The 26,578-nt window shown below is 43.5% G+C and carries 27 protein-coding genes and 1 riboswitch; of the genes, 2 read left to right on the forward strand and 25 right to left on the reverse strand.

The features are described 5' to 3' along the window. Nucleotides 1-136: 136 nt before the first annotated feature. Nucleotides 137-661 carry a DUF3231 family protein gene (locus tag IRB79_RS15980; RefSeq protein ID WP_243503439.1) on the reverse strand — a complete coding sequence of 175 codons (525 nt, stop codon included), beginning with the start codon at nt 659-661 and terminating at the stop codon, nt 137-139. 206 nt (nt 662-867) lie between these two features. On the opposite strand from IRB79_RS15980, the gene IRB79_RS15985 reads away from it, so the two are divergent. Continuing rightward, a complete protein-coding gene (locus tag IRB79_RS15985) occupies nt 868-1,443 on the forward strand; it encodes a CBO0543 family protein (protein WP_243503440.1) in 576 nt (191 codons plus the stop codon). A 49-nt stretch (nt 1,444-1,492) separates the two neighbouring features. On the opposite strand, the gene IRB79_RS15990 is transcribed toward IRB79_RS15985, so the two are convergent. Together IRB79_RS15990 and IRB79_RS15995 are read right to left on the reverse strand one after the other, a co-directional pair. Further along, entirely contained in the window at nt 1,493-2,173 is a 681-nt protein-coding gene (locus tag IRB79_RS15990; RefSeq protein ID WP_243503441.1) for a lysoplasmalogenase, read from the reverse strand. A 53-nt stretch (nt 2,174-2,226) separates the two neighbouring features. After that, nucleotides 2,227-2,793 (reverse strand): MOSC domain-containing protein, encoded by a 567-nt coding sequence (locus IRB79_RS15995; RefSeq protein WP_243503442.1) that lies wholly within the window; start codon nt 2,791-2,793, stop codon nt 2,227-2,229. Between the two features lie 211 nt (nt 2,794-3,004). Between IRB79_RS15995 and IRB79_RS16000 the strand changes: the two genes are divergently transcribed. Continuing rightward, the gene (locus IRB79_RS16000; protein ID WP_243503443.1) at nt 3,005-3,589 is read left to right on the forward strand and encodes a hypothetical protein; all 585 of its coding nucleotides are present in this window, start codon (nt 3,005-3,007) and stop codon (nt 3,587-3,589) included. 137 nt (nt 3,590-3,726) lie between these two features. Here IRB79_RS16000 and IRB79_RS16005 read toward each other — a convergent pair whose 3' ends face one another. The 22 genes from IRB79_RS16005 to IRB79_RS16110 all read right to left on the reverse strand — a co-directional run bounded on the left by IRB79_RS16005 (nt 3,727) and on the right by IRB79_RS16110 (nt 26,537). Then, on the reverse strand, nt 3,727-4,221 hold the full coding sequence (locus IRB79_RS16005; protein ID WP_243503444.1) for a CBO0543 family protein: 495 nt from the start codon (nt 4,219-4,221) through the stop codon (nt 3,727-3,729). 157 nt (nt 4,222-4,378) lie between these two features. Beyond that, on the reverse strand, nt 4,379-5,575 hold the full coding sequence (locus IRB79_RS16010; protein ID WP_243503445.1) for a CbiX/SirB N-terminal domain-containing protein: 1,197 nt from the start codon (nt 5,573-5,575) through the stop codon (nt 4,379-4,381). A gap of 255 nt (nt 5,576-5,830) precedes the next feature. Beyond that, nucleotides 5,831-6,811, reverse strand: a complete 981-nt coding sequence (locus IRB79_RS16015) for an ABC transporter substrate-binding protein (protein WP_243503446.1) — start codon at nt 6,809-6,811, stop codon at nt 5,831-5,833. A gap of 23 nt (nt 6,812-6,834) precedes the next feature. Beyond that, complete coding sequence (locus IRB79_RS16020; RefSeq protein ID WP_243503447.1) at nt 6,835-7,599, reverse strand: ABC transporter ATP-binding protein; 765 nt, start codon at nt 7,597-7,599, stop codon at nt 6,835-6,837. Nucleotides 7,600-7,601: 2 nt separating this feature from the next. After that, nucleotides 7,602-8,642: a FecCD family ABC transporter permease gene (locus IRB79_RS16025; RefSeq protein WP_243503448.1), complete on the reverse strand. Its 1,041-nt coding sequence runs from the start codon at nt 8,640-8,642 to the stop codon at nt 7,602-7,604. Continuing rightward, nucleotides 8,639-9,475 carry a class I SAM-dependent methyltransferase gene (locus tag IRB79_RS16030; protein ID WP_243503449.1) on the reverse strand — a complete coding sequence of 279 codons (837 nt, stop codon included), beginning with the start codon at nt 9,473-9,475 and terminating at the stop codon, nt 8,639-8,641. Before IRB79_RS16030 ends, IRB79_RS16025 begins: the two co-directional genes overlap by 4 nt. A gap of 62 nt (nt 9,476-9,537) precedes the next feature. Continuing rightward, entirely contained in the window at nt 9,538-10,077 is a 540-nt protein-coding gene (locus tag IRB79_RS16035) for a cob(I)yrinic acid a,c-diamide adenosyltransferase (protein WP_243503450.1), read from the reverse strand. 13 nt (nt 10,078-10,090) lie between these two features. Beyond that, nucleotides 10,091-10,645, reverse strand: a complete 555-nt coding sequence (locus IRB79_RS16040) for a nitroreductase family protein (protein ID WP_243503451.1) — start codon at nt 10,643-10,645, stop codon at nt 10,091-10,093. Continuing rightward, on the reverse strand, nt 10,639-11,400 hold the full coding sequence (gene cobA, locus IRB79_RS16045; RefSeq protein WP_243503452.1) for a uroporphyrinogen-III C-methyltransferase: 762 nt from the start codon (nt 11,398-11,400) through the stop codon (nt 10,639-10,641). Before cobA ends, IRB79_RS16040 begins: the two co-directional genes overlap by 7 nt. Further along, the gene (locus tag IRB79_RS16050) at nt 11,397-12,026 is read right to left on the reverse strand and encodes a precorrin-2 dehydrogenase/sirohydrochlorin ferrochelatase family protein (RefSeq protein WP_243503453.1); all 630 of its coding nucleotides are present in this window, start codon (nt 12,024-12,026) and stop codon (nt 11,397-11,399) included. The genes cobA and IRB79_RS16050 overlap by 4 nt, the downstream gene beginning before the upstream one ends. Continuing rightward, nucleotides 11,995-13,380 carry a cobyrinic acid a,c-diamide synthase CobB gene (locus tag IRB79_RS16055; RefSeq protein ID WP_243509465.1) on the reverse strand — a complete coding sequence of 462 codons (1,386 nt, stop codon included), beginning with the start codon at nt 13,378-13,380 and terminating at the stop codon, nt 11,995-11,997. The genes IRB79_RS16050 and IRB79_RS16055 overlap by 32 nt, the downstream gene beginning before the upstream one ends. Next, nucleotides 13,380-14,513 carry a cobalt-precorrin 5A hydrolase gene (locus IRB79_RS16060; RefSeq protein WP_243503454.1) on the reverse strand — a complete coding sequence of 378 codons (1,134 nt, stop codon included), beginning with the start codon at nt 14,511-14,513 and terminating at the stop codon, nt 13,380-13,382. Before IRB79_RS16060 ends, IRB79_RS16055 begins: the two co-directional genes overlap by 1 nt. Further along, a complete protein-coding gene (gene cobM, locus IRB79_RS16065; RefSeq protein WP_243503455.1) occupies nt 14,506-15,288 on the reverse strand; it encodes a precorrin-4 C(11)-methyltransferase in 783 nt (260 codons plus the stop codon). The genes IRB79_RS16060 and cobM overlap by 8 nt, the downstream gene beginning before the upstream one ends. After that, a complete protein-coding gene (gene cobI, locus IRB79_RS16070) occupies nt 15,285-15,989 on the reverse strand; it encodes a precorrin-2 C(20)-methyltransferase (protein WP_243503456.1) in 705 nt (234 codons plus the stop codon). Before cobI ends, cobM begins: the two co-directional genes overlap by 4 nt. Next, nucleotides 15,990-17,183 carry a precorrin-6y C5,15-methyltransferase (decarboxylating) subunit CbiE gene (gene cbiE, locus IRB79_RS16075; protein ID WP_243509468.1) on the reverse strand — a complete coding sequence of 398 codons (1,194 nt, stop codon included), beginning with the start codon at nt 17,181-17,183 and terminating at the stop codon, nt 15,990-15,992. It abuts the gene before it with no gap. Next, nucleotides 17,158-18,294 carry a cobalt-precorrin-5B (C(1))-methyltransferase gene (locus IRB79_RS16080; RefSeq protein ID WP_243509471.1) on the reverse strand — a complete coding sequence of 379 codons (1,137 nt, stop codon included), beginning with the start codon at nt 18,292-18,294 and terminating at the stop codon, nt 17,158-17,160. Before IRB79_RS16080 ends, cbiE begins: the two co-directional genes overlap by 26 nt. Further along, complete coding sequence (locus IRB79_RS16085; RefSeq protein WP_243503457.1) at nt 18,269-18,943, reverse strand: precorrin-8X methylmutase; 675 nt, start codon at nt 18,941-18,943, stop codon at nt 18,269-18,271. The genes IRB79_RS16080 and IRB79_RS16085 overlap by 26 nt, the downstream gene beginning before the upstream one ends. Then, a complete protein-coding gene (gene cobK, locus IRB79_RS16090; RefSeq protein ID WP_243503458.1) occupies nt 18,931-19,701 on the reverse strand; it encodes a precorrin-6A reductase in 771 nt (256 codons plus the stop codon). Before cobK ends, IRB79_RS16085 begins: the two co-directional genes overlap by 13 nt. 9 nt (nt 19,702-19,710) lie before the next feature. Then, a complete protein-coding gene (gene cobJ / locus IRB79_RS16095) occupies nt 19,711-21,333 on the reverse strand; it encodes a precorrin-3B C(17)-methyltransferase (RefSeq protein ID WP_243503459.1) in 1,623 nt (540 codons plus the stop codon). A gap of 232 nt (nt 21,334-21,565) precedes the next feature. Beyond that, nucleotides 21,566-21,744, reverse strand: a riboswitch (cobalamin riboswitch). Nucleotides 21,745-21,795: 51 nt separating this feature from the next. Beyond that, nucleotides 21,796-23,019 carry an MFS transporter gene (locus IRB79_RS16100; RefSeq protein ID WP_243503460.1) on the reverse strand — a complete coding sequence of 408 codons (1,224 nt, stop codon included), beginning with the start codon at nt 23,017-23,019 and terminating at the stop codon, nt 21,796-21,798. A 390-nt stretch (nt 23,020-23,409) separates the two neighbouring features. Beyond that, entirely contained in the window at nt 23,410-24,816 is a 1,407-nt protein-coding gene (locus tag IRB79_RS16105; RefSeq protein WP_243503461.1) for an amino acid permease, read from the reverse strand. Between the two features lie 86 nt (nt 24,817-24,902). Further along, nucleotides 24,903-26,537 (reverse strand): M20 family metallopeptidase, encoded by a 1,635-nt coding sequence (locus IRB79_RS16110; RefSeq protein WP_243503462.1) that lies wholly within the window; start codon nt 26,535-26,537, stop codon nt 24,903-24,905. Between the last annotated feature and the right edge of the window lie 41 nt (nt 26,538-26,578).

Genomic DNA, 26,578 nt, shown 5'->3' on the forward strand with positions numbered 1-26,578 from the left:
TAATTTTTCTGCCCAACAGATAATACATATTATAGGTGTACCTGGAAATATCAGCTTTTTTACTGCTCCTCAAAATTATATCTAAATATCTCATCTAAAAAGGTAAAAACCCAACTCAATGGCGTGAACTGGGTTTTTACCTTTTTGGTGTACCTGGAGCATAGTAATAGGGCGGCACCTTCAGCCATCCTCGCTTCCTCATCAAAGTTTTTAAAGTTCCGCCAAAGATCGTCCATTCTAAAAAGAACTCAGTCCACATATTGCCTACATCATTACGTACGGAGTCTGCTTGTCCTTTGGCACAGGCAGTGGAACATGTCACTAACTTAAATGCGACCCCATTGGTAATTTCTTCATCAGTCAGCTTAACTCCTAAAGGAACCTCATTTGGAGCAGAATTAGGTTTTGCTGATGTTACATCAGGTAAAGGAATTCCTTCTTTTCTCATAAACTTGCTTAATCTCTTGACTTGTGACTCACATATTTTTACTACATCAGTAAGCATTTCTTTCACTTCGTCATCTGTAGTCGTGTTTAATCCAATTTCTTCGTATCGTATAAATTCCTCCACCAAAGTTAAATACGTCCACAAATCCCCAACTTCAATTACGTGCAAGGGGGATTTAGGTTCATTGGTATTATCAAACGCAATTCTGAGCATATTAAAATTGCTTCTAAAGGATTAGGCATTTTTTTTACCTCCTATATTGTATATGTTGTCTATAGACTGAGAAAAAATGCATAGCCTTCGTTAGATTCTCACCTTAATTAGCATAGCAGAATCAACTTGCGAAGCTTAGCAAAGAAGAATGAATGACCGGTAAGCTAAATGATTTAAATCTAATTAGAAAGAATGGGTGATTGGACATGGCATTTGAAAAAGGACTGGCCAAGTCTGAACAAGCATACGAACAATTTACGGAGATAAGCACTGCATTCGCGGATATAGTGAAGAACGAATTTATTACTACGTGGCAATGGTGGGCTGGACTTGCTTTGTTTATCATTCCCTGGCTGATATGGTTAAAGTATAGGAAGAAAGATAGCACCGGGCGTCTTCTCTTAGCTGGATTATTAGTCATCATATTGTCTCTTATTATCGATTTAGCTGCATTATCTATGGGGTTATGGTCCTACCCTATGATCATTATTCCCCTGGCACCATTTTTATTTTTGCCGTATCACTTTTCATTAGCTCCAGTCGGAGTAATGTTTGCCCTTCAAATAAAGCCTAAAATGAATAGCTTGTTTAAAGGAATAATCTTCTCTGCCATTGGAGCTTTTGGAGGAATGAATTTTTTTAATGCCATCGACTTTTATAATCCAAAAAACTGGTCTACTTTATATGATTTTATCATCTTTCTCACTCTTTACTACAGCGGTTATTGGATAACAAGAATAGATAGTTTTCATGGGCTGGAAAATGGATCAGGAAAAAAATAAAAGACTTTCCTTTTTATTAGAAAGTCTTTTTTTGCTATTGGTTTACAAATCATAGCTGCTGTTTAACATCCGGTATTGTTACGGTATCCCCTGGCGATTCCCCAAATGAAGTAAGGCTTTCGGCAATCAGGAATTGGGCAGAGTAGTAAGTAATCATAATAAACACATCTGAATATACAATGTCTGAAACAAACATATTCCATGAAAGAATTGAATCAGAGATAACAAACAAAATGCTTCCGGCAATGGCCCGCTTGTTCCCGCTTAGGATGGCTGATAACGCCATTAATGAAATGACCAGCATGTAGGCAAAAACCGGGATCACTAATGCATCATTTCCTTCTTCAGATAAGGAAGCAATCAGCTGGCTGCCAATGATCAAAGAATAGAAGCCTATCGGGATTATGGCTGCCAGGCGGAGCTTCGTCATGCGTGACATTTTCAAGAATCCAGTCAAATAAAATAGATGCCCAACAAGAAAAGCTCCAAGCCCAGCTGCAAACGATACAGCAATAAATCCATCACCAAGCATGCAGAAAAACAGGCCAATAACGACTAAACGCAATGCCGGTGCAGGGCTGGCAGCGAGTCTTCGGTATGCATAAACAATAATGAGCACCATTGGAATCAGTTTAAAGGTAATTTTGATTGCCAGAGGCTCAGGAGGAACAATGAAAATATATAAGACAGCCATCAGTCCAATTAAAATAGGAATGAGTAGATTTTTCAAAAGTAATCCATCTCCCTGTGTCCGAATGTAAGTTGTCCTTTGATTAACAGGTATTAAACCCGTTCCAGCTTTTTAAAAGGCTTTGGGGGAAATTCAACACGGATTTCATCTCCTGGCTTCACTTCTCCGCTATTCAACACGATTCCCATAATACCAGCTTTTCTAATGAGATTTCCATCTTCATCCTTCTCTACCACTGCTTTTAAAAGCCCAGGCTGAAATTGATCGATTTGAGCACAGGGATTGCGCAGTCCTGTTATCTTGATCACAGCAGAATGACCCAAAAATAGGATTGTGTTTACGGGCAATTCAAGAAGATTGATTCCGGCAGTTGTAATATTTTCACCCATTTGGCCAGGTTCAATAGGGAAACGGCCTGCTAACTCCTCAAATAACTCACTGTGGATTAAATGAACCTGTCTTAGATTCGGCTGGTCAGGGTTTTGTATCACTCTTGATCGGTGTTTAACTTTTGAACCAAAATGGGCATCCCCTACAACCCCTAAACCCTTCACCAGTTTTATGATATTTTGATTTTTTTTACTGAAAGTATGCTTTTTGCTTAAGCTTACCGCTATAACTGTACCCACAAGTAAAAATTTCTGTATTTCATCCTGCATTTATTCCACACTGCCTTCCTTTTCTTTAGACTCCTGTTACTTATTTATTCCATAAAGAATTAATTAGTCCTTCACTCCTTCAACATTGTTTGATAAACGATAAGTTAATGATTAATCCTTGCTCAATATCCTTATAAAATCACACATATAAAAATAAGAAATTAGGAAATATAGAAATAACTAACTCGCAGCTAAAAGGGGTTCATTTGCCGTGGAGGAAAACCGGATAAAAGAATTCGATGATATTGTCAAAATGGCTAAAGAGGGACAAAAAGCTTTAAATGATTACTGGGTGGAATACAGTATTTACACTTCTTTTGAATACTGGTTTATGGTTATGCTATTTATTGTTCCTTTACTTGTTTTATTTTTCAAAATTGATAAAAGAAAATTATTTTTTATGGGTTTTTACGGTTATAGTATTCATATGCTTTTTGGCTATATCGACTTGTACAATAAAAATTCCGGGCTGCTGAATTATCCTTTTCCAATGATTCCAATGATTCCAGGTTTATCCCTTGACTCAAGTTTCGTTCCTGTTACATTTATGCTCGTTTATCAATGGACATTGAATCATAAAAAAAATTACTACGTTTATACTGTACTGACTTCTGCCGTTTTAGCTTTTGTTTTTAAGCCTCTTCTTATAGGTCTCGGTCTTTTCAAGCTATATGGAAACACGAATTATTTTTTTCTTTTTGCATGTTACCTGATTGTAATTATTTTAGCTAAGGTGATAACGGACGTTTTCTTATGGACAGAGCGTAAATTTAGTAATCATGATCAATCACATTAAACGTGGAATCCCGGTTGTGCAATAATACCCCCTGCCTTTCTGAGACTTTGGATGGAGTAAGATTTACATAAAAAATGCTGCCGTAATGGCAGCATTAACTTTTTATGGGAGATAATAAGGCCGTTTGCAGAACATCATTAACCTTCCAACTCAGTTAAGTTCCGATTATTCTTTAATCGATCCAATAATTTAATAAACCCAACAAAACCTCTAATAGTGAATAAGGTAAAATTCACACTGCCAAATGTATGGAAAATGGACCATTTCCTCCACTTGAATAGGCTTGTGTTTTTCTCAAAGTACCATTGGCCGATGCTCATTGGGACACTGAATATCAAACTTTTGAGAAAGATATTTCTTAAATTGTCATTGTAAGAAATCTTAACCCAAATCACACTTAAAAGCGGGAAAAACAAAATATCATAAATCAGGTTCGTTTTAAAAATTCTTGAAAAAGGGCGGACTGGATATTCAACTCTTTTCGTTCCAACAACATAGGCATCAATCAGAGTGGCAAGAACGCCTTTGGAGAAAAAAATAACTAAAGTCTCCCTCATTTTTTTCCCTTTAAACAAAAATGGAACTGAACAAACACACAATCCGAGAAGCAGGTTTAATAATTTTTTCTCCATTGAACATCAGCCTTTCCTATTTCAGATATTAATAAATTCACCCATTTTGAATTTATTTATTCTTTGAACCTGTTACTTCGATTTTGCACCTAAGCTTTTTATAAAAAATAAAGCTGCCCTTTGGCAGCCGTCAATTTTCATATAGGAATTATTCATTTTAATGATGGTGATGATGCTCATAGCCATGTTCTTCTGCATACTTACGGAAATTTTCCAGATCCTGCATTCCTGTAGAAGTGCCGTCAAGGGCTTGATTCATACGCTCTAATAGCACTGTTCTCAACTTTGGATGGTACCCGAAGTACTCAGCAATATCTATGGATATATGAGGATAGCTTTCTTTAAACTGTTCGGCCATTTTGTTCATTCTTTCCATTAATATGCCGGTAAATAAGAAATATGGCAGCATGATGATTCTTTTGGCGCCGAGTTTAATGCAACGCTCCATCCCATCCTTGACGGTTGGGGTTGTAACCCCCATGAAGGCACATTCAACGGCTGATACATTTAACTTTTCCCACAGCAATCTGCTGATCTTATAAAAATCAGCATTGGCATATGGATCGCTGCCACCTCGTCCGATTAATAAAATGGCCGTATCTTCATGCGTTTGATTTACATCAAAGCCGGTTTCGGCAAGTCTTGTTTTTAATATTTCAAGAACCTCATCATGAACCCCTATCGTCTGGCCATAGGTAAACTGAATATCCGGGAAGTGCTCTTTGGCATGTTCAATTTCTGCCGGAATGTGCAGCTTGGAGTGTCCGGCATGCAATAGGATGATGGGAATGACATGGATTTCATCTGCTCCTTTTTCAGCACAAAGCTGAATTCCGTCTTCAATATTGGGGGATGCAAATTCTAAGAAGCAGGTTTCTACCAAAAGGGCTGGGTCAATGCAGTCTCTCATTTGATTGACGAATTGGCGGACTTCGTTATTCCCTGCCTCCATCCTGCTGCCATGCCCGACAAATAAGACAGCTTTTTTCATTGTTCCTTTTCCTTTCTTGTATTTATCGATTCCTTTAATGCGGTTTTCATTGCGTTTGCGTTCGCCGTGTTCCATGGAGTAAATGATTGCATCTTCTTTCACTGCTTCATGAACAATATCGCGGGCTGTTTCTTCTTGCTGGACTGAATACCAGGTTCCTTTCGGGTAATCAATGACGACGCATTTGTCTTTGCAGCGGCCGTTGCATCGGGTCCGTGATGTATGAATATGCTCGTCTAAACGGTTTTTCCGGATTTCATCGCGTATTTGCTGTGTGACTTCTTCTGCGCCTGCACTCATACAGGTTGCGCCGTTGCAGATGAGCAGGTGACGCTGCATTTGGGTTAGGTTCCAGGTTGTCATTAGGTGACCTCCTTCTATTAATTTTGATACTCTATCTTGGAATCCTGTTTAGGCTTAGTATTAAGCCCGTTGATTTCCGCTGCGGGCACTTGCTTTCCGTGGGGCGTGCGGTGAGCCTCCTCGGCGCATGCGCCTGCGGGGTCTCACCTGTCCCGCTGCTCCCACTGGAGTCAAGTGCCCTCCGCTCCAATCAACTCAGCGGTTAAATATAAATAACCGTTCAAAAGCAACGAAGTTCTCATAAACACCCAGATGTTAAAAAGCCTCCGGATAAAAACCTTTGGCCAAAACCTCAAGCGCTTCCCCAACACGAACTCCTTCAGATGCTGCCGACAGCGGCAGGATGACAAAGCGTTCGTTTTGTACGGCTGGTGTCTGGCTTAAGGCCGGGTCTTTTTTAAGGAAGTCTATTTTTTGTTTCGCTGTTGTTGAGCCATAATCAATTACTACAATGACATCTGGCTGGCGTTCTACTGCGTCTTCTTTTGAGACGGTGGCCCAGTTTCCTTTTACATCACCAAAGATGTTGTGGCCTCCTGCCATTGTGACAAGTGTGTTCATGAAGTTTTGTGTGGCGGTGAATACATCGGTTTCGCCGCTGTCGTAAACCAGGACATCCAGCGGCTCTTTTATTTCCGGCAATTGTGAAGTGATCGCATTAATTTCTTTATCCATTTGTTCAATTAGTTCTTCACCGCGTTTTTCCACCCGGAAAATGTTTGCGATGTTGCGGATGTCACTATAAATATCTTCCAGTGTGGGTGCCACTTTAACAGATGAAGATTGTAAGTAGCTATTAATGCCTAATTCCTTTAGTTCTTCACGTGTTGCAATATTTTTCTCATTGAAGGCACTTTCCCAGCCGCCATATAGAAAGTCTGCTTCTGCTGATATGACTTGTTCTTTTGATGGATATTGTTCTGCTAATACTGGAACTTTGTCGTACGCCTCCTGTAATGGCTCATAAATCTCGTTATCCAAAAATGCAGTACCAGCCATTGAATCTTCTAAACCAAGTGCCAGCATGATTTCAGTCACATGCTGATTTAATGATATAGCACGCTTGGGCGCTTCTTCGTATTCATTCACAAATCCTTCATTTTCAATAACCACTTTCTCCGTTTGCTCCGCTTGTTCACTTTTCACCTTTGCTGTGTTTGCCTCTTCTGCTGAGCATGCGGCCAATAATAATGCTGCCGCTAAGACCAGGAAAGCCCAAATTCTGCTGCTTTTCATGTTCATAGGTCCCTCGATTCCATTTAATCGTTTGTGTAAAAAAATAAATGAAGTTTTTTGGTAAATGGGTTTTTCGAAACACCCGCCTGCATATGGAAGACTTCCTTCAAAGTCTCTTCTGTCAGGACTTGCTCCGGTGTTCCCTCCATATATATAGCTCCATCGTTCATGACCAGCAACTCATCACAATACCCGGCTGCCAGGTTTAAATCATGGAGGGCCGCCACAATCGTGATCGGCAGATCCTTTACCAAATCCATTAATTGATATTGATGTTCAATATCCAGATGATTGGTCGGTTCATCCAGAATTAATATGTTTGCCTGCTGTGCCAGGGCGCGTGCGAGCATCACCCGCTTCTTCTCTCCGCCGGATAATTGGCTAAACGTGCGGCTTTCCAAGTGAAGCACATTTGCGAGCATCATGCTTTCTTCCACAATGGCAAAGTCCTCCTCGTTATCAGCGGAAAGCCATTTTTTGTACGGCGTCCGCCCCATCATGACCAAATCTTTTACCGTAAAATCAAAGAGTACCGGTGTTTCCTGACTGACAACAGCTAACTCCTGAGCAAGCTTTTTCTGCGGGATATCGAGAATATCTTTTTCATATAACGTCACTAAACCGCTCGTTTGTTTTAAATGACGATAAATGATTTTTAGCATCGTAGATTTTCCGCTGCCATTCGGTCCAATGATGCCAACGAATTTCCCTTGTTCCACTGTTATATTGATATTATTTAAGATTTGCTTGTCCGGCACTGAAAAGGACATATTTTTGACCTGGATCATCCTTATTCACCGTCCCCAAAAGAATAACGCTTTCGCCTAAGCATCCAGATAAAGAATGGGCTTCCGCAAATAGCGGTAATAATCCCGATTGGCATTTCTTCAGGCGCCAGCACCATACGTGCGGCCATATCCGCCCAAACTAAGAAAATGGCACCGATCAGGGCGCTTATCGGCAGAACCATTTTGTAATTAGACCCCACCAACATCCGCACGATGTGAGGAATAATCAGTCCGACGAAGCCAATGCTTCCGCTGACCGCGACGACGACACCGGTCAGAAGGGATACAAAGAGAATGATAAAGATTCGAAACCGGTCCAGATTAACGCCAAGTGTCGCGGCCGTTTCCTCTCCAAGCAATAAAGCATTAAGCTGCCGATAATTCATGAGCAGCAGAATAAAAACCAGCAGCAGTGAAAAAAATGGGATGCCCAGATTGGACCATTTCGCGCCTGCCAGACTGCCGAGCATCCAATGCATGACCGCTTGAATTCCGCCCTGCTGCTTGGACATCATCAGCATAAAATTAGTAATAGCGGATAACACCATGGAAACCGCAATTCCGGCCAAAAGCAGACGAATGACCGATATGCGTCCATTGACGCGCGCTAAAAAAAACACAGTCATCACCGCAAAAATGGCCCCTAAAAATGCGGCAAGAGAAATGGCATAGACCCCCAGAACGCTGAATGCACCGAGTAAAATGACAGATGCAGCTCCAACGGATGCACCTGAAGATACCCCCAGAATGTAGGGATCTGCGATCGAATTCTTCACTAATGCCTGAATGGCTGCGCCGCAAATGGCCAATGCAGCACCTACTATGGCCGCAAGTACAATACGGGGGAATCGTATATCCCAAATAATAACCTTCTGTGCATTAGAAGCATCTGTTTCTATGAATATACCCAGCTTGGAGAAGAACACTTCCCAAATAAGGCGCGGGGTAATGTTCACAGATCCTACCATCACGGCAAAAGTCATGGAAGCAAGCAGACCCGCGGCCAGTACAGCTATCAGTAATGTAAACCGCGTCCTGGTCATTTAAGCTGCACAGGCTCCCAGCTGATGATTGCCGCATGGAAAGGATAACGGTACACATATTGGCCATCCTCTTTGGAAATAAATCCTTCCAGTGAGGCTTCCACATGTGCTTGTTCAAACTGGGATGATAAGATTTTCTTGCTCCCGGCATCAACTAACTGCTGCCATGTGTCATAACGATGCTCCCGCTCAAGCTTGATCATTTCACAATCTGCATAAATGCCTAACCTGTACAGCATGTTGACGATCATGATATAATCCCTGCGCGGATATTTAATGTCATAGCCAAACTGCTCATCCAAAAGGACGTAGTGCGGCTGAATAGGTCCAGTCGTTAAGCCGATTATGGCACGCTTTTTTGCCAGCTTATTCATTTTCTTCAGTGCTTCATTCATTTCATACATCCGATAAAAGCAGTTCACCCCAACCACGACATCGTGCGGCTCCAATTGTGCTTCTTCCCATTTGCTGTGGACAAACTGGATGGGGGCATCCTCTTCAAAGTATTGCTTTAAGTAAGCGAGCACACTCTTTGAACCATCCACCAGCGTTAAACTTCTGACATCCTGGCTGAGCGGAAATGTATAGTTGCCCCATCCCGGACCGAATTCAATACAGCTTGAGTCTTCCGGGATATGCGGCTTCATTTTTCCGTAGATCTTTTTGGCATACTCATCTGTTTGCTTGTATCTTTTTTTCTTCATGGACTGCATCCAAAAGGCTTCTTCCAGCTCATCATCAACCATTCGCTCCGGCATCCTGCCATGCCAATCCAGCATGCCTTCCTTCCAGAGCTTCTCAAAATCGTATTGCAAAGGGGATTCTTTTATCATTGAAATTCTCCTCAATTTCCAAAACCTAACTGGACAAGGTCCTAAATACGCAGGCCGGCTGCTTAAAATTCCAGCCCTTTCATGGCTTTAACATCCTGTTCGGCATAATAATGTTTGGTGGCATCGATGGTTGACACTAAATCGGCTAAATCGAGAATGGCTGGATGTGCAGAACGCCCTGTGATAACCAGATGCATCGTTTTTGGACGGTTTTGAATAGCCTCTAGCACCTCAGATAATGGCAGCACATCGTCAATGGGAAACCGTGTGATGGCCAAGGCATTATTCAGTTCGTCCAGCACCAGCACATCTGTTGTTTCATCTTTTAATTCTTCTTTTATCGTCTGCCAGGCGGTCGCAAGTGCTTCGCGGTGCTCCTCCGCTGTTTTCGTCCATGTAAACCCGATTCCTAATTGCACGGTTTCAACACCAAGTTTCCTGAGGGCCAGCTGTTCACCATATGTACGTTCCGGTGATTTAATAAATTGAAAGTATTTCACCTCCATGCCGCGGCCAATTGCCCTTAATGCGACACCAAGCGAAGCGGTTGTTTTTCCTTTGCCATCACCTGTATAAACTAACAGCATCCCTTTTTGTGCCATAGAACATTCCTCCTTAAAGCCAAGTTGTCTTTTCAGCAAATGGTGTGCGCTTTTTCTCCGAAGTAATTTCTTCTGCCGGATAGCCGATGCATAGCGTCCCCACTAATTGCTCCTGGTCAGATGCACCGATAAAATCATGCAGTGCAGTTTCGTGCACCAAGCCAACGCCTCTTGTACGCCATACCATGCCTAACCCCAGCTGTTCGGCCATCAGCCACATCGACATGATGGCACTGCTTACAGCAAAGACATTATCTTTTGTCGCCCCTTCATCTCCTTCAACAATGGCGGATGTCACGACAATGATCAGGGGTGTGTTCGTGATGGCTTTCATGGAACTTTCCACTAAATGCGGCTTCGCCGGAAAGCGTTTTTGCAAGTAATCAAATGCCAGCTGCTCGTAGCGTTTTAAGCTTTCTCCCTGTATTACATAGAAATGCCATGGCTCACGCATGCGGTCATTTGGTGCATATGTGGCTGCTGCTAATAATGTCTCGATTTTGTCTCGTTCTACTTCGCGCGATTCAAAGTTTCGAATCGCACGGCGTTTTTTTAAGGCTTCTAACATAATTCATGCTCCTTTTCTATAAACCAGGCAATTTGATCCCGTATTCCAACAACATCTCCAACCAAAATCATCGATGGATTCGAGATGCCATGAATCTGGATATCCTCTGCAATCGTTTCGAGTGTCCCTGTAATCGTCCGCTGATTGGCAGTTGTGCCCCATTCAATCACAGCGGCAGGGGTTTTTCCGCTTTTGCCATTGGCTATTAAGCTTTTCGTAATGTGAGCAATATTGCCAATGCTCATATAAAAGGCCACCGTGTCAATTTGAGCAAGCGCAGACCACTTTAAAAAGTCCTGCTCTTTTTCGGCGCGGCCATGGCCTGTTACAATCGCAAAGCTTGCCGCATGATCACGGTGTGTCACAGGAATCCCTGCATAAGCAGGAGCAGCAATCCCGGCGGTTATACCAGGAACAATTTCAAAGGGAATACCCGCTTCCCGCAAAATTGCCGCTTCTTCTGCACCTCGTCCAAATACAAAAGGGTCACCGCCCTTTAAGCGCAGTACCTGCATGCCCAGGTTTGCCTGCTCCACCAGCACCCGATGGATTTCATCCTGAATCAATCCATGCCTGCCCGGCTCTTTCCCGCAATAAATCAGCTCTGCATCCGCTTTTGCATGTGTTAACATTTCCTCATTCACAAGACGGTCATATAAAATCACATCAGCCTGCTGAATGCATTCCAAACCGCGAATCGTCAATAGTTTAGGGTCACCAGGTCCCGCTCCTACAATATATACAAATCCGCTCACTGTTCTTCTCCTATCCGCTGCTGCAGCCAGGCTTCACACTTCTGTACATCGCCTTGCTCCATCCACTCCAAAACTTTAGGATCCAGAATCTCTGCCAATAGCTGCTTTTTCTCATCCCCCGTATACTTCTTTAAGATTCGCTGACGGGCTTTCTTTAAGAAAGACACATACATAGCGTATTGCTCTCCGTATTGATCCGCTAAGTCTGACTTCACTTTACGGGTCAGTCCTGGGCTGGCGCCAGATGTAGATACGGTCAAAACGAATTCACCGCGGCGGACAACTGCGGGATTAATGAAATCAACACGTCCCTTTGCATCTGCACGGCTGAGCAGCTGCCAATGCTGTACAGCTTCCTCCACTGCATTGTTTACTTCTTCGTCGTTTGTGACAGCGAATATCAGTGCCGCATCATCTAAATCAGCCGGTTCGAAGGATTTTTCTTTCCATGTCAGATGCCCTTCTTGGATATACTGCTGCAATTTTTCTGTCACCGTTGGGCTGATCACAATTACTTGGGCTTTGGTTGGCAGCAGGGCTTCTGCCTTCTGGCGTGCCACATGTCCGCCCCCGACAATGACCACCTTTTTATAATCAAGATTCATTAATAACGGGAAATAATTCATATTCTGCCTCCAAACAAGCTTCCAGCCAATTTTTCACAAGCTGTGGATTTGATGCAAAATGAAAATGTGTGTAGCCGGCTACAAGATTATCAGTTAAATAGCCTTCCTTCTGAGAGCGCAAACGGCCCTTGCTGAAATAGGCTGGTGTAGAATGATCCCCTTCATATGCCGAGTAATGGAATTCATGCCCTTTTGCCTGCTCTCCTTCATTTATAAGGAAGTTGCCCGGAACACCTGTAATTTCCCGATATCCTAGTGCACCCAATTTATCCTGCATCCTAACCCGGCCCGGAATCATACCGATCATCGGGAATGCCTGTCCTTTTCGATCCACGATTTCTTCTGTTAAATACATAAAACCGCCGCATTCTGCCAATGTCGGAAGCCCCCGTTCCAGCGCTGTCTTTATAGATAGCTTGGCTGCCTCATTATTTGCCAAAGCTTCAGCAAACTCTTCCGGGAAGCCGCCGCCGATATAAAGCCCCTGCGCTCTTTCAGGAACTTGCTCGTTATCGAGTGGAGAGAAGAAATGCAATGTGGCACCATGGGCACGCAGCAATTCTAAGTTTTCTTCATAGTAAAAGTTAAAGGCCGCATCTCTGGCAACCGCAATATGTACTTCCTGTCTTTCTGGCTGTTCATCGAAAATCGAAGAGGAAACCTCCAGGACCTGGGCTTTTGTTAGTTCCAGAAGCTGATCAATATCGACTGTTTCTTCAATCGCTTCTGCCAGACTTTCAAAATATGAATCTAAATCACCGCGTTCAATGGCCGGCACCAGCCCTAAATGACGGCTTGGCATCTTGGCCACAGCTCCTTTGGGGAGATAGCCAATGACAGGAATTCCGCATTCTTGTTCAATCGCAGATTTCACAATGTCAAAATGGTTTTTGCTTCCTAATTGATTGGCAATGACACCAACAATTTGTGAGCTTTCATCCAGCATTTGAAAACCTTTGACAATCGCCGCCGCACTTCTTGCCATACTTGCCGCATTGACAATTAAAATGACGGGACTTTTTGTAATCCCGCTGATATGGGCAGCAGATCCTTCATTGGATAATGGTGATTTGCCGTCATAAAAGCCCATCACGCCCTCAATAACTGATACGTCTGTATCGCGGCTCGCTCTTGCGACAATGGCACGCACGGTATCATGGGACATCATGAAACTATCAATATTTCGGGAAGGGCGTTTGGTGACAGCTGTATGATATGTTGGGTCAATGTAATCAGGGCCGCATTTAAAGCCCTGTACGGTTAATCCGCGCTTCATCAGCGCACGCATAATGCCGATTGTGAAGGTTGTTTTTCCGACACCGCTTCCAGTTCCGGCCAGAACAAATCGATTCATCATCTTCCCTCCTCAAAGTGGACGCGTGCAATGCTGATGGTCACATTGCCGCTTTTCTTTTTCTCAAGCAGCAATTCCTTCGCATTTGCATACCTCTTGGCCGCCGGCTCACTGACCCCATACGCGCCTGTATATTTAAAAACGGTGTCCGACGGATTCTGCATCGGAATTTCATTCAGCTCTTTTGGTGTGTATGTAACAAACGGCCAGTTATATTTAGATGTTAATTCAAGCAGGCCTGTCTCGTTTTTTTTCAGATTAATAGATGCAATGGCTTTGACACTTTTTTTGCTCAACTTCATTTCAGCCAATGTTTCATCGATGACTTGTTCAATCTCTGCCATTGACGTGCCGCGATTACAGCCAATGCCGAGTACAACGGATTTCGGCCGATACAAGACTCCGTTGTCGAGCAGAGCCTCTTCATGCGGTTCCATGATGCGATCTGTAATAAGCAGTGCCGCTTGCGGCTTTGCCTTAATGGCTTCCTCTATAGATTGATAAATTTTTAGATTGTCCGGCAATTCCCGATCGTACGTCCACCAGTTCTTTTCCCCGGTTTCCTGCACAATTGCCACATGCTCTTCATTGACAACCGATGCACTGACAGGGGTTAATTTTTCATCACTATCCCACATCCACCCAAATTGGGCGCCAAATAAGTCGACGGGAATGGTTTTTTGAACATCTGACGCGGTGGTCACAATGGGTGCCGCCCCAATCGCATGGGCAAATTCATGTGTTAATGCATTGGCACCGCCAATATGGCCGGATAACACGCTGATGACATACTGGCCTTTATCATCAACCACCAGCACGGCAGGGTCCTTCTTTTTATCGATCAAAAGCGGGGCAATCATGCGGACGACAGCACCGAGGGAAATGATGCAGATAATGCCTTTATACTGCTGGAATAATGCGGGCAATAATAGGCGGACGGTGCCATCGAATAATTGAATTTGCCGCGCTTCTTCATCGCCCTGCTCGAATTTTTTCATATAATACAGGTCTGCATACGGGAATTTTTCAGCATAGCTTCTTGCATGTGCCACCCCATGCTTTGTAATGGCAACAAGGGCATAAGGTTTGCGCCTTTCAATTACCGGTATTTCACCTTCGCGCAAACTAATCATTCGCCGTCACACCTTTTCGGAAGCCATGTGTGAACGTTTTGTCATATAGCTTCGAGCGGTATTCTTTTTCATGGATATGCGGGTCCAATGCCCAGCCTGCCAGAATCATCGCATGCTTGCGGATGCCGTTGACACGCATCGCTTCGTCCAGCTCAGACAGTGTGGTGCGGACAATTTTCTGATCCGGCCATGAAGCACGCTGCACAACCGCAACTGGTGTATTGTCCGCCCATCCGGCTGCCTGCAGTTCTTTTGTGATTTTCTTTGTTAAGGTCGCACTTAGAAACATCGCGATTGTACAGTGATGGCTGGCCAATGCCTGTAATTTTTCACGCTCCGGCACTGGTGTACGCCCTTCAGCCCTTGTTAATATAAGCGTTTGCGTTAAATCCGGAATGGTCAGTTCTGCACCAACTGCTGCTGCGGAGGCAAAAACAGAACTGACGCCCGGCACAACTTCACATCCTATATCGTGCTGTTTCAATAGTGCCACTTGCTCCATCGTAGCTCCGTACATCGCCGGGTCGCCTGTATGTAAACGTACAACCGTTTTGCCAGCATTGACGTGCTGGACGATGCAATCCACCATTTCTTCAAGATGCATTCCGGCTGTGCGGATAATCTCTGCCGACTCCTTGGCTTCCGCCACTAATGTCTCGCTGACAAGAGAGTCGGTATACATGACAACATCAGCCTTATTTAATAGCTTTAAGCCTTTTACCGTAATTAAATCGGGATCTCCCGGACCTGCTCCGATAATCCATATCTTTTTCATTTGCGCACCACCATACATGACAAGTAATTTAATTCAGCACCCCGGAGCTCATGGACATTCCATATGACCTCTTCGTCAGATGTTACCTTTGTAACAACATGTGTTTTTTCCAATAAATTCATTTCCTCCAATAGATTCAGCATATCGTTCAATACTTTCGCTACTTTTATGAAGACAATCGCATCATGACTTTCGATCACCCGGCGCATTTCCTCCATATTCTCTGTTGCCGGAATCATAGCGACATGGTCATCGCCATCAGCCAGGGCAATACCTAAGCGATTAACAGAACCATTAAAGGACGAGATGCCAGCTACCGTTTCAATCGGAACATCAGGATGCATCGTCTGCATCAGCTTCATTAAATGGATAAACGTGCTGAACAGCATCGGATCCCCTTCCGTCACGAATGCCACATCTTTTCCCTTAGACAAAAAGCCATATATAGCTTCTGCGGATTTTGTCCACTCAGCGCGCAATGTATCTTTATCTTTTGTCATTGGAAAAACCAAGCCAAGCATCTCTTTTTCTTCAGGGTTTATATACATGTCAACGATGCGATGGGCGTATGATTTACTGCCTCTTAATTTTTTGGGATATGCAATGACCGGGCTTTCCTGCAATTTGCGGAATGCTTTTACCGTGATTAATTCCGGATCTCCCGGCCCGACTCCTAATCCATATAAAGTTCCGATTCTCATTTAGTTCTTTCCTTTCTTTGCAGTCACAATAAAAATGGGATTTAACGGCTCGAAGCGCGTTAAATGCAGGATTGGCTTGCTTTTTGAAATCTGCGCCTGCATTACGGATACTTCGCAGCCCAGATTTTTCAAATGCTGCATCGCTTCTGCGAGATTTTCGATCGTGGCAATATTCATAACGAGCCGTCCATTTGGCTGCAGCCGTGAAAGGCATGACTGCAATAAAAGCTCCATATTGCCGCCATTTCCGCCAATAAAAATCGCATGCGGATCAGGAAATTCATCCAGCCTCTCAGGCGCCTTTCCAAGGACTGCCGTGAAATCTGTCCGATGTTTTAATTGATTTTCCAGGCAGTTTTCCAGGTCGCCCTCATTCTTTTCAATCGCATACACGGCACCTTCCCGGGCTATTTTCGCTGCCTCAATCGCAACTGAGCCTGTGCAGGTTCCAATATCCCAGATGATGCTGTTTTCCTTTAGCTCCAGCTCCTGGATACAAAGAGTCCTGATCTCCTTTTTCGTAATCAAGCCTTTATCCGGCTTTCTCTGTACGAACCTATCATCCGGAATTCCCAGGGAGGCACGCTCCACTGGCTCACGCTGCTTTAATATCACAACATTCAATGGAAAAAATGACGATTGCTCCATTTCGTCCAAGGTGAAAAAGCGGCAGCGCTCATCTTCCCCCTGCAGATTTTCAGCAACAAAGGCATCATACTCCGTCATGCCGAACTTCTTTAAATACGTTGCAATGGCCTGCGGTGAATTCTTCTCATCTGTTAAAATAGCAATCTTTTTCCGCCCGTCGATTCTTTGGGCAAAGCCTTTAATAGAACGGCCGTGCAGGCTGACAATATACGCATCCTGCCAGCTCTCCTGCATTCTTGAAAAAGCCAGCTGAACAGAGCTTGTATAAGGATAAATCTCCAATGGAAGCTTTTTTGCCAATACACTGCCAAGCCCATAAAACAGAGGATCACCCGACACCAAAATAACCGTATTGCGTGTTTCCTGCTGCAAATCAGCTGTTAACGCCGACAAGCCGCCTTTGATTACTTTTTTCTCTCCAGTAAATTCCGGGAAAAATTGCAAATGCCGTTCCCCGCCGACCAGGACATCACATTCATAAATCCAGTCTATGTATGGGGGGAGCAATCCTTCTGCGCCATTATCCCCGATACCAATCATCTTCATCCAATTTGTCAATATTCTCAGCCTTTCCTAGACAGCTTCCCTTCATGGCATACAGAGTTGTCGATACTTTGATCTTCTCGTTCATATGATTGAGTGCATAATAGCAGCAGTTTCGGCAAAGGGCTTCAAAGAATTCTTCGTTTTCATGAAGGATTTCACCCACCTGTGAAGCCGTATTTGCCTGTAAAATGTCCTGCTGAATTTCCTCACTGACTCCCACTTTATTGGCCATACCTGCTAAAAACTCGAAACTGACTGGTGCACTTTTCGAGTGCACCATCATGACTCCCTGTGCAACCTTTGAGAATTTCCCCATCATCCCTACAAGAGAGACTTTGGGAATCTTCTTCCTTGCTATATTCTTCAAAGTAAAACCGACAAAGTCGCCCATTTCGATAAAGGCTTCTTCCGGCAAATGCGGATACTGCTTCATGGCAAATTTTTCACTGCGTCCGCCTGTTGTAATGACTAAATGATCACATCCTGCTTCTTTTGCGACATTGATCGCCTGAGCGATACTTGCCATATAGGCTGAACTGGAAAATGGCACCACCGTTCCCCGTGTACCTAAAATCGAGATGCCTCCGATAATGCCTAATCGGCCATTCAATGTTTTTTCTGCTATTTCTACACCGTCCGGAACCGAAATGACCACCTCAATGCCGCGAGTTACTTTATATTTGTCCATTGCTTCCTGGACGACACCATGGATCATTTTACGGGGCACAGGGTTGATCGCTGCTTGCCCTACCGCTACTGGCAGCCCTGCTTTCGTGACCCGTCCTACACCGATCCCGCCATCTAAATGGATGCCTTCTTTTTTGGCATATGTGACCGTACTTTGAATTCGTGCCTGATGTGTGGCGTCCGGGTCGTCCCCTGCATCTTTGATCGTTTCGCACATGACCCGGCCATCTGACCGATCAAAAGCCGTCACTTTAAAAGTGGCATACTGGCCAACCGGCAGATAAATCGTAACTTCATTTGGCACCTCTCCGGTCACAAGTGCCTGCAGTGCTGCCTTTGTCATGGCTGCTGCACAGGCACCTGTCGTATAGCCGTGCCGCATTTGGGATGGATCTTTTTTATTTCGCTGCTTTTGCCCGTTCATCCGCCATAATCGAAATGGCATTCAGCGCAGCGACCGTCACTGTACTGCCACCCTTTCTCCCTGCATTCGTAATAAATGGGATCCCTTCAAGCACGGCCAGCTCGGCTTTGGACTCTGCCGCTGATACAAAGCCGACTGGCATGCCAATAATTAAGTCAGGTTTTGCGAGGCCTTCTTTAATTAGACGAATCAATTCAAGCAATGCTGTTGGCGCATTGCCGATGGCATAGATTCCTCCTTCGTGCAGACTCGTTGCTTTTTGCATGGAAATGATCGCACGTGTTGTTCCCTGAGACTTTGCTTCTTTTGAAACATCTTCATCCGCAATATAACAATGCAGGTCCCCGCCATGCTTCTGGAATCGCTTGCGTCCTGACCCGCTTTCAATCATCTGTACATCTGCCACGACATGACGGCCCGCTAAAATGGATTGAATCCCTGCTTCAATGGCATCTGGAGTGAAAATCATGCTTCTTCCCAGCTCGAAATCTGCAGAGGCATGGATGACACGCCGAACCACCAGCCACTGCTCGTCTGTAAATGGATGTTCGCCCATCTCCTCTTTAATAATCGCAAAGCTGTGATCATAAATTTTATCCGGATCTACCGTTAACGGTACAAAGGTTGTATTAAAGTTCATGTTTGCCATGTGTAAAGCCCTCCCAATTTTTGAGTCACTTCTTCGAAAGAAGTGCAAAAGTTTTCATACACGAGCGGCGGCCGCTTAATCAAAATAACAGGAATCCCCAGTTCCAGAGCAGCTGTCATTTTCTCATCCACCGACCCCACCTTGCCGCTTTCTTTAGTAATCATCAGTGTCACATCGTATTGCTCACATAGAGCTTTGTTTAATGATTCGGAAAATGGTCCCTGGATCGCAATAATGTCCTTTTGCTTAACGCCAAGCTTATGGCATTTTTCCATGTTTCCCATGTTTGGGAGCATCCTGCATACAAGCCGGATATCATCCTGCATCAAATAGTTTGTGAAGATTTCCAGCGTTTTGCTGCCGGTTGTCAGCATGATCGTCCCTTTATGCGATTGAGCCAATTTCGCTGCTTCCTCATAACTTTCAGCTTCAGTTATGAGCGGTGAGGTAAACTGTTCATTTGGCCTTTCGTAGCGTATGTAAGGAATGCTGCATGCTTTGGCTGCTGACATTGCCGTTTTTGACGCTTCTTCCGCATAGGGATGGCTCGCATCAATCACAGTGGTCATCTCTTGCATCTGAATCAGTTCAATCATGTCATTTTCTGACAGCCGCCCCACTTTATAAGAAATGCCTTCAGCTTTCAAGCTGTCCGCTGCCGATTCAGTGACAACGGTTGCCAACAAGGAATAACCTTGATTTTTCAATTGAACAGCTAATGCTCTCGCATCACTTGTGCCTGCTAAAAATAAAATCATGAGATCCTCCTAATCCCCGCATGGTGCCGGCTCGACTTCGATCCTGGAGCTCATATCCTGATAGGTAAAATACTGAATTTTTTTCACCCGCTTAAAATATTTAAAAAGCCGTTCATTTGGATGCGCATTTTCTTTGTATTCTTCTATAATCTCTTTTAATAACGGCACCAGATGATCGGGCTCAATTCCCTCTGCCACCGGCTGGGCAGCATGAGCTGTCCGGCCAACCGGCTTTGCCCCGATAAATAAATCAAACTTCTTCTTGCGGTAAACAATGCCGATATCATCAAATACGGCCCGATAACAGGCCATACCGCAGCCATTAAAGCCAATATGCAATTCCTTTGGAAGCTTTAAGCCCCCCAGTTCAGCTGCAATTTCCTCTGCATACGGAATGGATTCTGCTTTCTCCCCGTAGCAAAAATCGCAGGCTTTTACATTTAAAACATCCCCTACTGGCATGACTGTCAGATGGTTTTGTTCGAGTTTTTCCACAATCGATTGAGGCTGATCTGTTGGAACCTTGATTAATAAACGGTGATCCGGTGTATATTCCATGGTGCCTTTCTCGCCAACAGCTTCTGCCAATACACGCATTTGGTCAGCTGTAATAAATTTATTGGCAACACCAGGCGAAACCGCAAATTCAAATATATCTTCGATTGGCTGCTGCACCAAATGTGTTTGGTCAATCTCCGATTTCGTCACCATCGATAATGCCTTAAAAGCCATATCCAGTGAGCTGGCTGCTTGTTTTTTGCTTTCAATCTGCTCGTAGCCTGCCTGTGCTTCCCCGGTTTCCTGATTTAATGCCCATGGCTCCGCTTCCTTTTTTAAACGCTGATGCGGCTTTAAGCTTTGCTTCTCTTCGCCAAGCGTATACTTTCTCTGATATCCGCGAGGCGTAATGATCTTGTTGTCATAAAAGAAAGTAGAGGAATTCCCGATCACGACTGTTGTCAGCATGCCTATATCGTGATCAAGCATTTCCGCCAGAGTAGTCAGAATGACATTCTGATTTTCGCGGTAAGCACTTTTCACAAGCCCCACTGGTGTATCAGGAGAACGATATTTTAATAGAATCCTTTGTGCCTCGACAATCTGTCGTGTCCGCCGGCCGCTTTTCGGGTTATATAAAGCAATGACAAAATCCGCCATCCCGGCTGCTTCAATGCGCTTCTCGATCACCGTCCAGGGTGTTAGATGATCGCTCAAACTGATGGTGCAGGAGTCATGCATGACAGGTGCCCCCAGTAAACTCGCACATGAATTAATCGCAGAGATGCCAGGAACAATTTCCACTTCGATTCCTTCTTCTTCCGTCCAGCCCATTTCGATCAGCACTTCATACACTAGGCCGGCCATGCCGTATACACCCGAGTCACCGCTCGATATCACGGAAACAATATGGCCAGCTTCCGCTCTTTTCACTGCATCCTGCGCACGGGATACCTCCTCAGTCATCCCTGTGCTGACAATGGAACTTGCTGTTACGAATGGCATGATCAGCTCTACGTAAGTTTTGTAGCCAATAATGCAATCACTCTGCTGCAGCGCATCCACAGCCCGTTTGGTTATATGCTCACGATCGCCCGGACCGAAGCCAACAACAAAGATTTTCCCCTTTTTCATAGGCTTACCTCCAATTAAGAAAAGCACATCGCCTTGCCTGCTGCCGTGCTGCTCGAGCAGGCGCCCTGTGCCAGACAATTCTCAAAGTTCAATGCTTCTTGCCAAATAAAAAATGCCTGCACTCCTTTTCAAAGGAATACAGGCATTTGAAATGACAGTATAAAAATAAGCATACTGAAACCCAAAAACAATTGATCATAATTGTCCCGCCTATACTTCTCCCTCCGAAAAGCAAGTGTCGTTTAAATAAGCAGGTTTCCTGACTTAAGCTTCTTCTTACTCTTACACCTTCCCGATTTCTCAGTGGTATTGTAATTTCATCAGCTTTTACAGTAGCGGGGGCTGTACTAGACTTTCACTAGTTTCCCTTTTACCTCACCAAATGTGAGCACTTATTCAAATTGATATATTAATTTTTTACTAATATAACATATAATGACCAATTTTGACATATTATTTTTTTCATAATTTTTTTAATGCTGTGTTAATGCCTTTGACATTATAAAATTCATGCCGTTTATATTGGACCATAGATACAATACCAAGAATCGGTCCAATCGCTAAACATGTAAAGACCCATTCCCAACCTACTAACCTCTGAATAATAGGGATTAGATTTATAGAAAATATAGTGATTAGGAAACCAATACACATTTGAAAAGTCAGTGCTGTTCCTACATACTCAACTTCTGAAACTTCTGAAACTGCGGCAGAAAACTGGGCAGAATCTGCGATGACAGACATTCCCCAAATGATAGAAAGGAGGAGAGTCAACCAAATATATTGACCAAAAGTAAAACCAATCAAGATACAGCAAATGGCACTGATAAACATAGAAATAATCGTTAGATTAGCTCTTCCAATTTTATCTGAGACTAGTCCACCTACTACACAACCAATTCCCCCTGCAATTCCGATTATAATAAAAGAGGATAATGCAATGAACCAAGGAGGAATCCCTGGTGAATAGCTTGTAAAACTAGCGGTCAAAAAGATAGGAATCCACGTCCACATCGCATACAATTCCCACATATGCCCAAAATAACCGTAGTTCGCAAGCATTACTGGTTTATTCGATACTACCTTTTTAATTAATTTAAAAGAGAAAGGCAATTTTTTAGTTGTTACTGGAGCATCTTTTAAAACCCAATTGACTATTATAGCTGCCAGGAGAGCCAATATTGAACTGCAAATAATCACTAATTGCCAATTTAAAGAAGAAGTGAATATAACAATAAAATGTGGCAAAGAGGACCCTAGAGTTAAGGCGGCTATTAAGATACCAACAGCAAGCCCACGTTTTTTTGGAAACCATTGTGATAAAATTTTTACAGCTGTCGGGTATACACCAGCGAGTGATACACCGGTTAATATCCTAAGCAGGATACCGAAAAAAGCCTGATCTACCAGTATAAGTAAGACATTCAATAGTGCCCCTAGAAACGCTGAAACGGCAAGAACCTTTCGGGGATTAAAACGATCTGCTATCCCAAAATATGAACTAACTAATGCACCTATTACAAAACCAATTGGGACAGAAGCAGACAGCCATGCTTCTGAGTTGGAGCTAAGGTTCCATACTTGAATTAATTCAGGGGCTATAACCGAAGCACTAAACCACAGGCTTAATGCGCATAATTCAGCTAATCCAATCCATACTAACGCTCTCCATGAACCTCGAATCATAATATCCCCCCTTTTAAATAAAGCGTAATATTATAATTATACAGAATATTTAAAACATAACTTTTTTATCCTCTTCAACATTAATTGACCTGCCAAATGATGGGCTATTCTCCTTGAGAACAATTATTTCATAATTAAATTCTCTCTTTTCTATTTTCTTCCTCACTTCCCTGCGTCTAAAAGTATCCTTTTAGTAACCTTCTCACAAAAAAGTGCGTTCTTCCATGAAAAAGATTTATTTTTTAGAATATATTCAAGATAGAGAAAATAAAAATTTTGGTTTCTTATAAAATTAAGGTGAAGCATTAAAAAAACCGGACAACCATCATGGTCATCCGGTTAATCCTGGTATTTAGTCACACCGAAACATACAAATGTCTACGATTGCTCTCATGCACCAATTTCATTATTTGAACTAACTTTATGAGTTTTTCGATTTTTGAAGTAATAGAATAGATAGCTGACAAGCAGAAATCCTATTCCAATAAGCAGTCCTGCCAGCTGAGTTGGGTCAAAGGCCAGGAATACTAGAATAGAGACACAGAATATTATACAAATCAGCGGGATGATTGGGTAGAATGGGACTTTGTATTTTAGATCCTCTACCTTTCCACCTGCTTGTATATACTTACGTCGGAACATGAATTGAGAGAGAGCGATTCCCATCCATGAGATGGTGACAGAAATACCTGCAATTGACATTAATAATACAAACACGGTTTCAGCTGCAAATACGCTTGTGAGTAATGATAAAAGGGAAAAGATCATGGTGAATACTAGAGCTGTGAACGGAACCTTTCGTTTTGAGAGTTTTCCAAAAACTCCAGGTGCCATTCCATCATGAGCCATCGCCCAAAGTAAGCGGGTCGAAGCATAAATACAAGAGTTTCCTACAGATAAAATAGCTGTTAGGATAACAAAATTCATGATATCAGGGGCAAATGGAATTCCAGCCAAGTCCATCAAGGTTACAAACGGGCTTTCTAATATCCCGAGCTCTTGTGTTGGAAAAATGGCGGATAATATAATAATAGAAGCAATATAAAAAATGATGATTCTAAAAAGGACATTTCGAATCGCACGAGGAATATTCTTTTGAGGCTCCTCGCTTTCACCGGCCGCAATTCCGATTAATTCTGATCCCTGATAGGAAAAGATGACATTCATCATCGTTACAAACACGATGGCAATTCCAGCAGGGAAAAGGCCTTTAGGAGCTAAATGTTCCATATATGGCGCCGGCCTGTCCGCAAGTGGTATGATGCCCAAGATGGCACTGAAGCCAATAATAATAAAGAAGATCACAGCTACAACTTTAATGCCGGAAAACCAATATTCCGCTTCAGCAAAGCCTCTTGTTGTTAAGGCATTGAGTGCGAACAAAAGAAGGATGAATATGGCACACCACACCCATACGGAGATATCCGGAAACCAGCGTTTCATCAATATTCCGGCAGCCGTAAATTCTACTCCAGCTGTTGTGGCTGAACCAATAAAATACATCCAGCCTAACGAGAAACCAGCCGAAGGACTAATAAATTTACTGGCATAAGTCTGGAACGATCCCGTAACAGGCATGTACACAGCAAGCTCACCCAAGCAAACCATGACAAGATACAAAATGACTCCACCGAATAAATATCCGATCAAAGCCCCTCCTGCTCCCGCTTGATTGATCGTGTAGCCGGCGTTTAAAAACAATCCAGTTCCTATTACTCCACCCAAAGATAGCATAAATAAATGACGGCGCTTCATCGACCGGTTTAATTGATTCTTCTGACCCTCTTCCTCAACCATCTAGATCACATCCCTTAATTAAATTGGCATCAGGCACATCAAGCTTGCGCGAATTTCACACTTTAATTGACAAAATCACCATTTTGTCAACTAGTTGCGCCTGACACCATTAGGTGCTTTTTTGCCAGCATTTTGACCATCCCTTCTACAAGTGCGGGTACTTCTTCGAAGGCGCTTTTGATGTGGAGGCGTTCGGTTCGTTTGTGAGCGTCTTTTCCGAATGGGCCTACGTTTAGTACCGGTGCTTGGAGCTGTGTCATTCCATCGAATGGAATGCTGTAGCTGCCGCCCCAAACCGGCGTGTTTTCTTTAAATACGATCCAGCCGTCATCCGTATCCTGATAATTGACATAGCTTAAATCGCTAATTCCATTAAAATAGTGAACTTGGTTAACAGGCAGCCCAAACTTTTCAAAGCCTTGTTGTTTTACATATTCGATACATTCTGCGACTAGCTTATCCTCTGAGGAATTGACTGCCGGATAATAAGGAGGTGCATAAAGCAGAACGATTGCCGGTGTCAGCTCCTGACACTGAATGATTAACGTATCAGCAATTCGGATAGATTTCTCCCGGTCATCCCATTCCGCTTTTTTCTGTACCAAGTCTTTGATACCCGCAACAAAATCTGTACCAAATTTTCGAACGGCATGCTTTTCCAGTTCTTCATAGCGCAGCACACGCACCTCACCTACGGGAGATACATTCCGTTCACTGCAGATTTCTTTATAGGCTTCGTTGCAGGCGTGAGCTGCATTTAGCGCTACCTTTTCGAAAATATCCATGATTTCCCCGGCATTCCGTTTCATTAAAAATACATTGTACAAAGCCGCTGAACGATAAGGTGTTTGCGCGGAATACTCCAGACGAAGATCCTTTTGCTGCAGTGTCACCGGGAGCGGAGTTTGCTCTCCCATCTCCGTTTCCTGCAGTGTTAAATTCCACTCCATTCTTTGTGTTAGAAATGAGGCAATATAAGGCGCTGTAATGCCGCTAAGCGGTTCCCCCACATGCGTTTCTTTTCCATAAAAAAGAGCAGCAGGCATGATTTTACCAATAGAGCCTGAATACACATAATAGTTCCTGTCACCCGGTTCTTGCGTAAATACCGGTTCCCCGTTCAAGAAAAGCTTATAGGTGAGCTGATGTTTTTCCTTCAATTCTAAAAGTTTCTGAACCGCTGCACGCATACCGGAAGAGTTCACTTCTTCATCCGGAACCGTCAGCAAGATCAGATTAATAGGCCAATGTTCAACAGTTGCCTTTTCTAATAATCCCATATGCATGACAAGCCCCATTTTCATATCCATCGTGCCCCTGCCAAATAAGAACTCTCCCGAGAGAAGATCCTGCCTGGCTTCTTCCGACAGCTCATCTGCCCTGGAATGAAGCAATTTCGTCAATTCCTCCGGGAAATGCGCGTACTCCCGAAGATCACCATATTCTTCTGTATTTACTGTATCAAAGTGGCTGATTAACACGATCGTTTCTGTGGCATCCGGATGTTTATATAAAGCGGTAACAAAGCAGCGATCTAAATCGGCATCATGGTGCCCCAAGTGATCAGGATTCTCTCGAAAATAGGTCAACTCCTTGAGCTTCGCTGTCACTTTAAAAGGAAATTTACGCTCTCCATCCGTAAGTGTCATACTTTTCCAGCTTACTACTTCGCACAATAATCTGCGCAATGCATCTGGGGTTCCCCACCTTAGCTGTGTCATAACTAAACGCTCCTTCTATGCGAATTAAAACGGCCATTTTT

Source organism: Cytobacillus oceanisediminis, assembly GCF_022811925.1.
Lineage (GTDB): Bacteria > Bacillota > Bacilli > Bacillales > Cytobacillaceae > Cytobacillus > Cytobacillus oceanisediminis_D.

Coding starts and splice junctions, on each gene's coding strand:
- IRB79_RS15980 (WP_243503439.1), bottom strand. CDS start 661: ATGCTCAGAATTGCGTTTGATAATACCAATGAACCTAAATCCCCCTTG.
- IRB79_RS15985 (WP_243503440.1), top strand. CDS start 868: ATGGCATTTGAAAAAGGACTGGCCAAGTCTGAACAAGCATACGAACAA.
- IRB79_RS15995 (WP_243503442.1), bottom strand. CDS start 2,793: ATGCAGGATGAAATACAGAAATTTTTACTTGTGGGTACAGTTATAGCG.
- IRB79_RS16005 (WP_243503444.1), bottom strand. CDS start 4,221: ATGGAGAAAAAATTATTAAACCTGCTTCTCGGATTGTGTGTTTGTTCA.
- IRB79_RS16010 (WP_243503445.1), bottom strand. CDS start 5,575: ATGACAACCTGGAACCTAACCCAAATGCAGCGTCACCTGCTCATCTGC.
- IRB79_RS16015 (WP_243503446.1), bottom strand. CDS start 6,811: ATGAAAAGCAGCAGAATTTGGGCTTTCCTGGTCTTAGCGGCAGCATTA.
- IRB79_RS16020 (WP_243503447.1), bottom strand. CDS start 7,599: ATGATCCAGGTCAAAAATATGTCCTTTTCAGTGCCGGACAAGCAAATC.
- IRB79_RS16025 (WP_243503448.1), bottom strand. CDS start 8,642: ATGACCAGGACGCGGTTTACATTACTGATAGCTGTACTGGCCGCGGGT.
- IRB79_RS16030 (WP_243503449.1), bottom strand. CDS start 9,475: ATGATAAAAGAATCCCCTTTGCAATACGATTTTGAGAAGCTCTGGAAG.
- IRB79_RS16035 (WP_243503450.1), bottom strand. CDS start 10,077: ATGGCACAAAAAGGGATGCTGTTAGTTTATACAGGTGATGGCAAAGGA.
- IRB79_RS16040 (WP_243503451.1), bottom strand. CDS start 10,645: ATGTTAGAAGCCTTAAAAAAACGCCGTGCGATTCGAAACTTTGAATCG.
- IRB79_RS16050 (WP_243503453.1), bottom strand. CDS start 12,026: ATGAATTATTTCCCGTTATTAATGAATCTTGATTATAAAAAGGTGGTC.
- IRB79_RS16055 (WP_243509465.1), bottom strand. CDS start 13,380: ATGAATCGATTTGTTCTGGCCGGAACTGGAAGCGGTGTCGGAAAAACA.
- IRB79_RS16060 (WP_243503454.1), bottom strand. CDS start 14,513: ATGATTAGTTTGCGCGAAGGTGAAATACCGGTAATTGAAAGGCGCAAA.
- cobM (WP_243503455.1), bottom strand. CDS start 15,288: ATGAAAAAGATATGGATTATCGGAGCAGGTCCGGGAGATCCCGATTTA.
- cobI (WP_243503456.1), bottom strand. CDS start 15,989: ATGAGAATCGGAACTTTATATGGATTAGGAGTCGGGCCGGGAGATCCG.
- cbiE (WP_243509468.1), bottom strand. CDS start 17,183: ATGAAGATGATTGGTATCGGGGATAATGGCGCAGAAGGATTGCTCCCC.
- IRB79_RS16080 (WP_243509471.1), bottom strand. CDS start 18,294: ATGAACGGGCAAAAGCAGCGAAATAAAAAAGATCCATCCCAAATGCGG.
- IRB79_RS16085 (WP_243503457.1), bottom strand. CDS start 18,943: ATGGCAAACATGAACTTTAATACAACCTTTGTACCGTTAACGGTAGAT.
- cobK (WP_243503458.1), bottom strand. CDS start 19,701: ATGATTTTATTTTTAGCAGGCACAAGTGATGCGAGAGCATTAGCTGTT.
- cobJ (WP_243503459.1), bottom strand. CDS start 21,333: ATGAAAAAGGGGAAAATCTTTGTTGTTGGCTTCGGTCCGGGCGATCGT.
- IRB79_RS16100 (WP_243503460.1), bottom strand. CDS start 23,019: ATGATTCGAGGTTCATGGAGAGCGTTAGTATGGATTGGATTAGCTGAA.
- IRB79_RS16105 (WP_243503461.1), bottom strand. CDS start 24,816: ATGGTTGAGGAAGAGGGTCAGAAGAATCAATTAAACCGGTCGATGAAG.
- IRB79_RS16110 (WP_243503462.1), bottom strand. CDS start 26,537: ATGACACAGCTAAGGTGGGGAACCCCAGATGCATTGCGCAGATTATTG.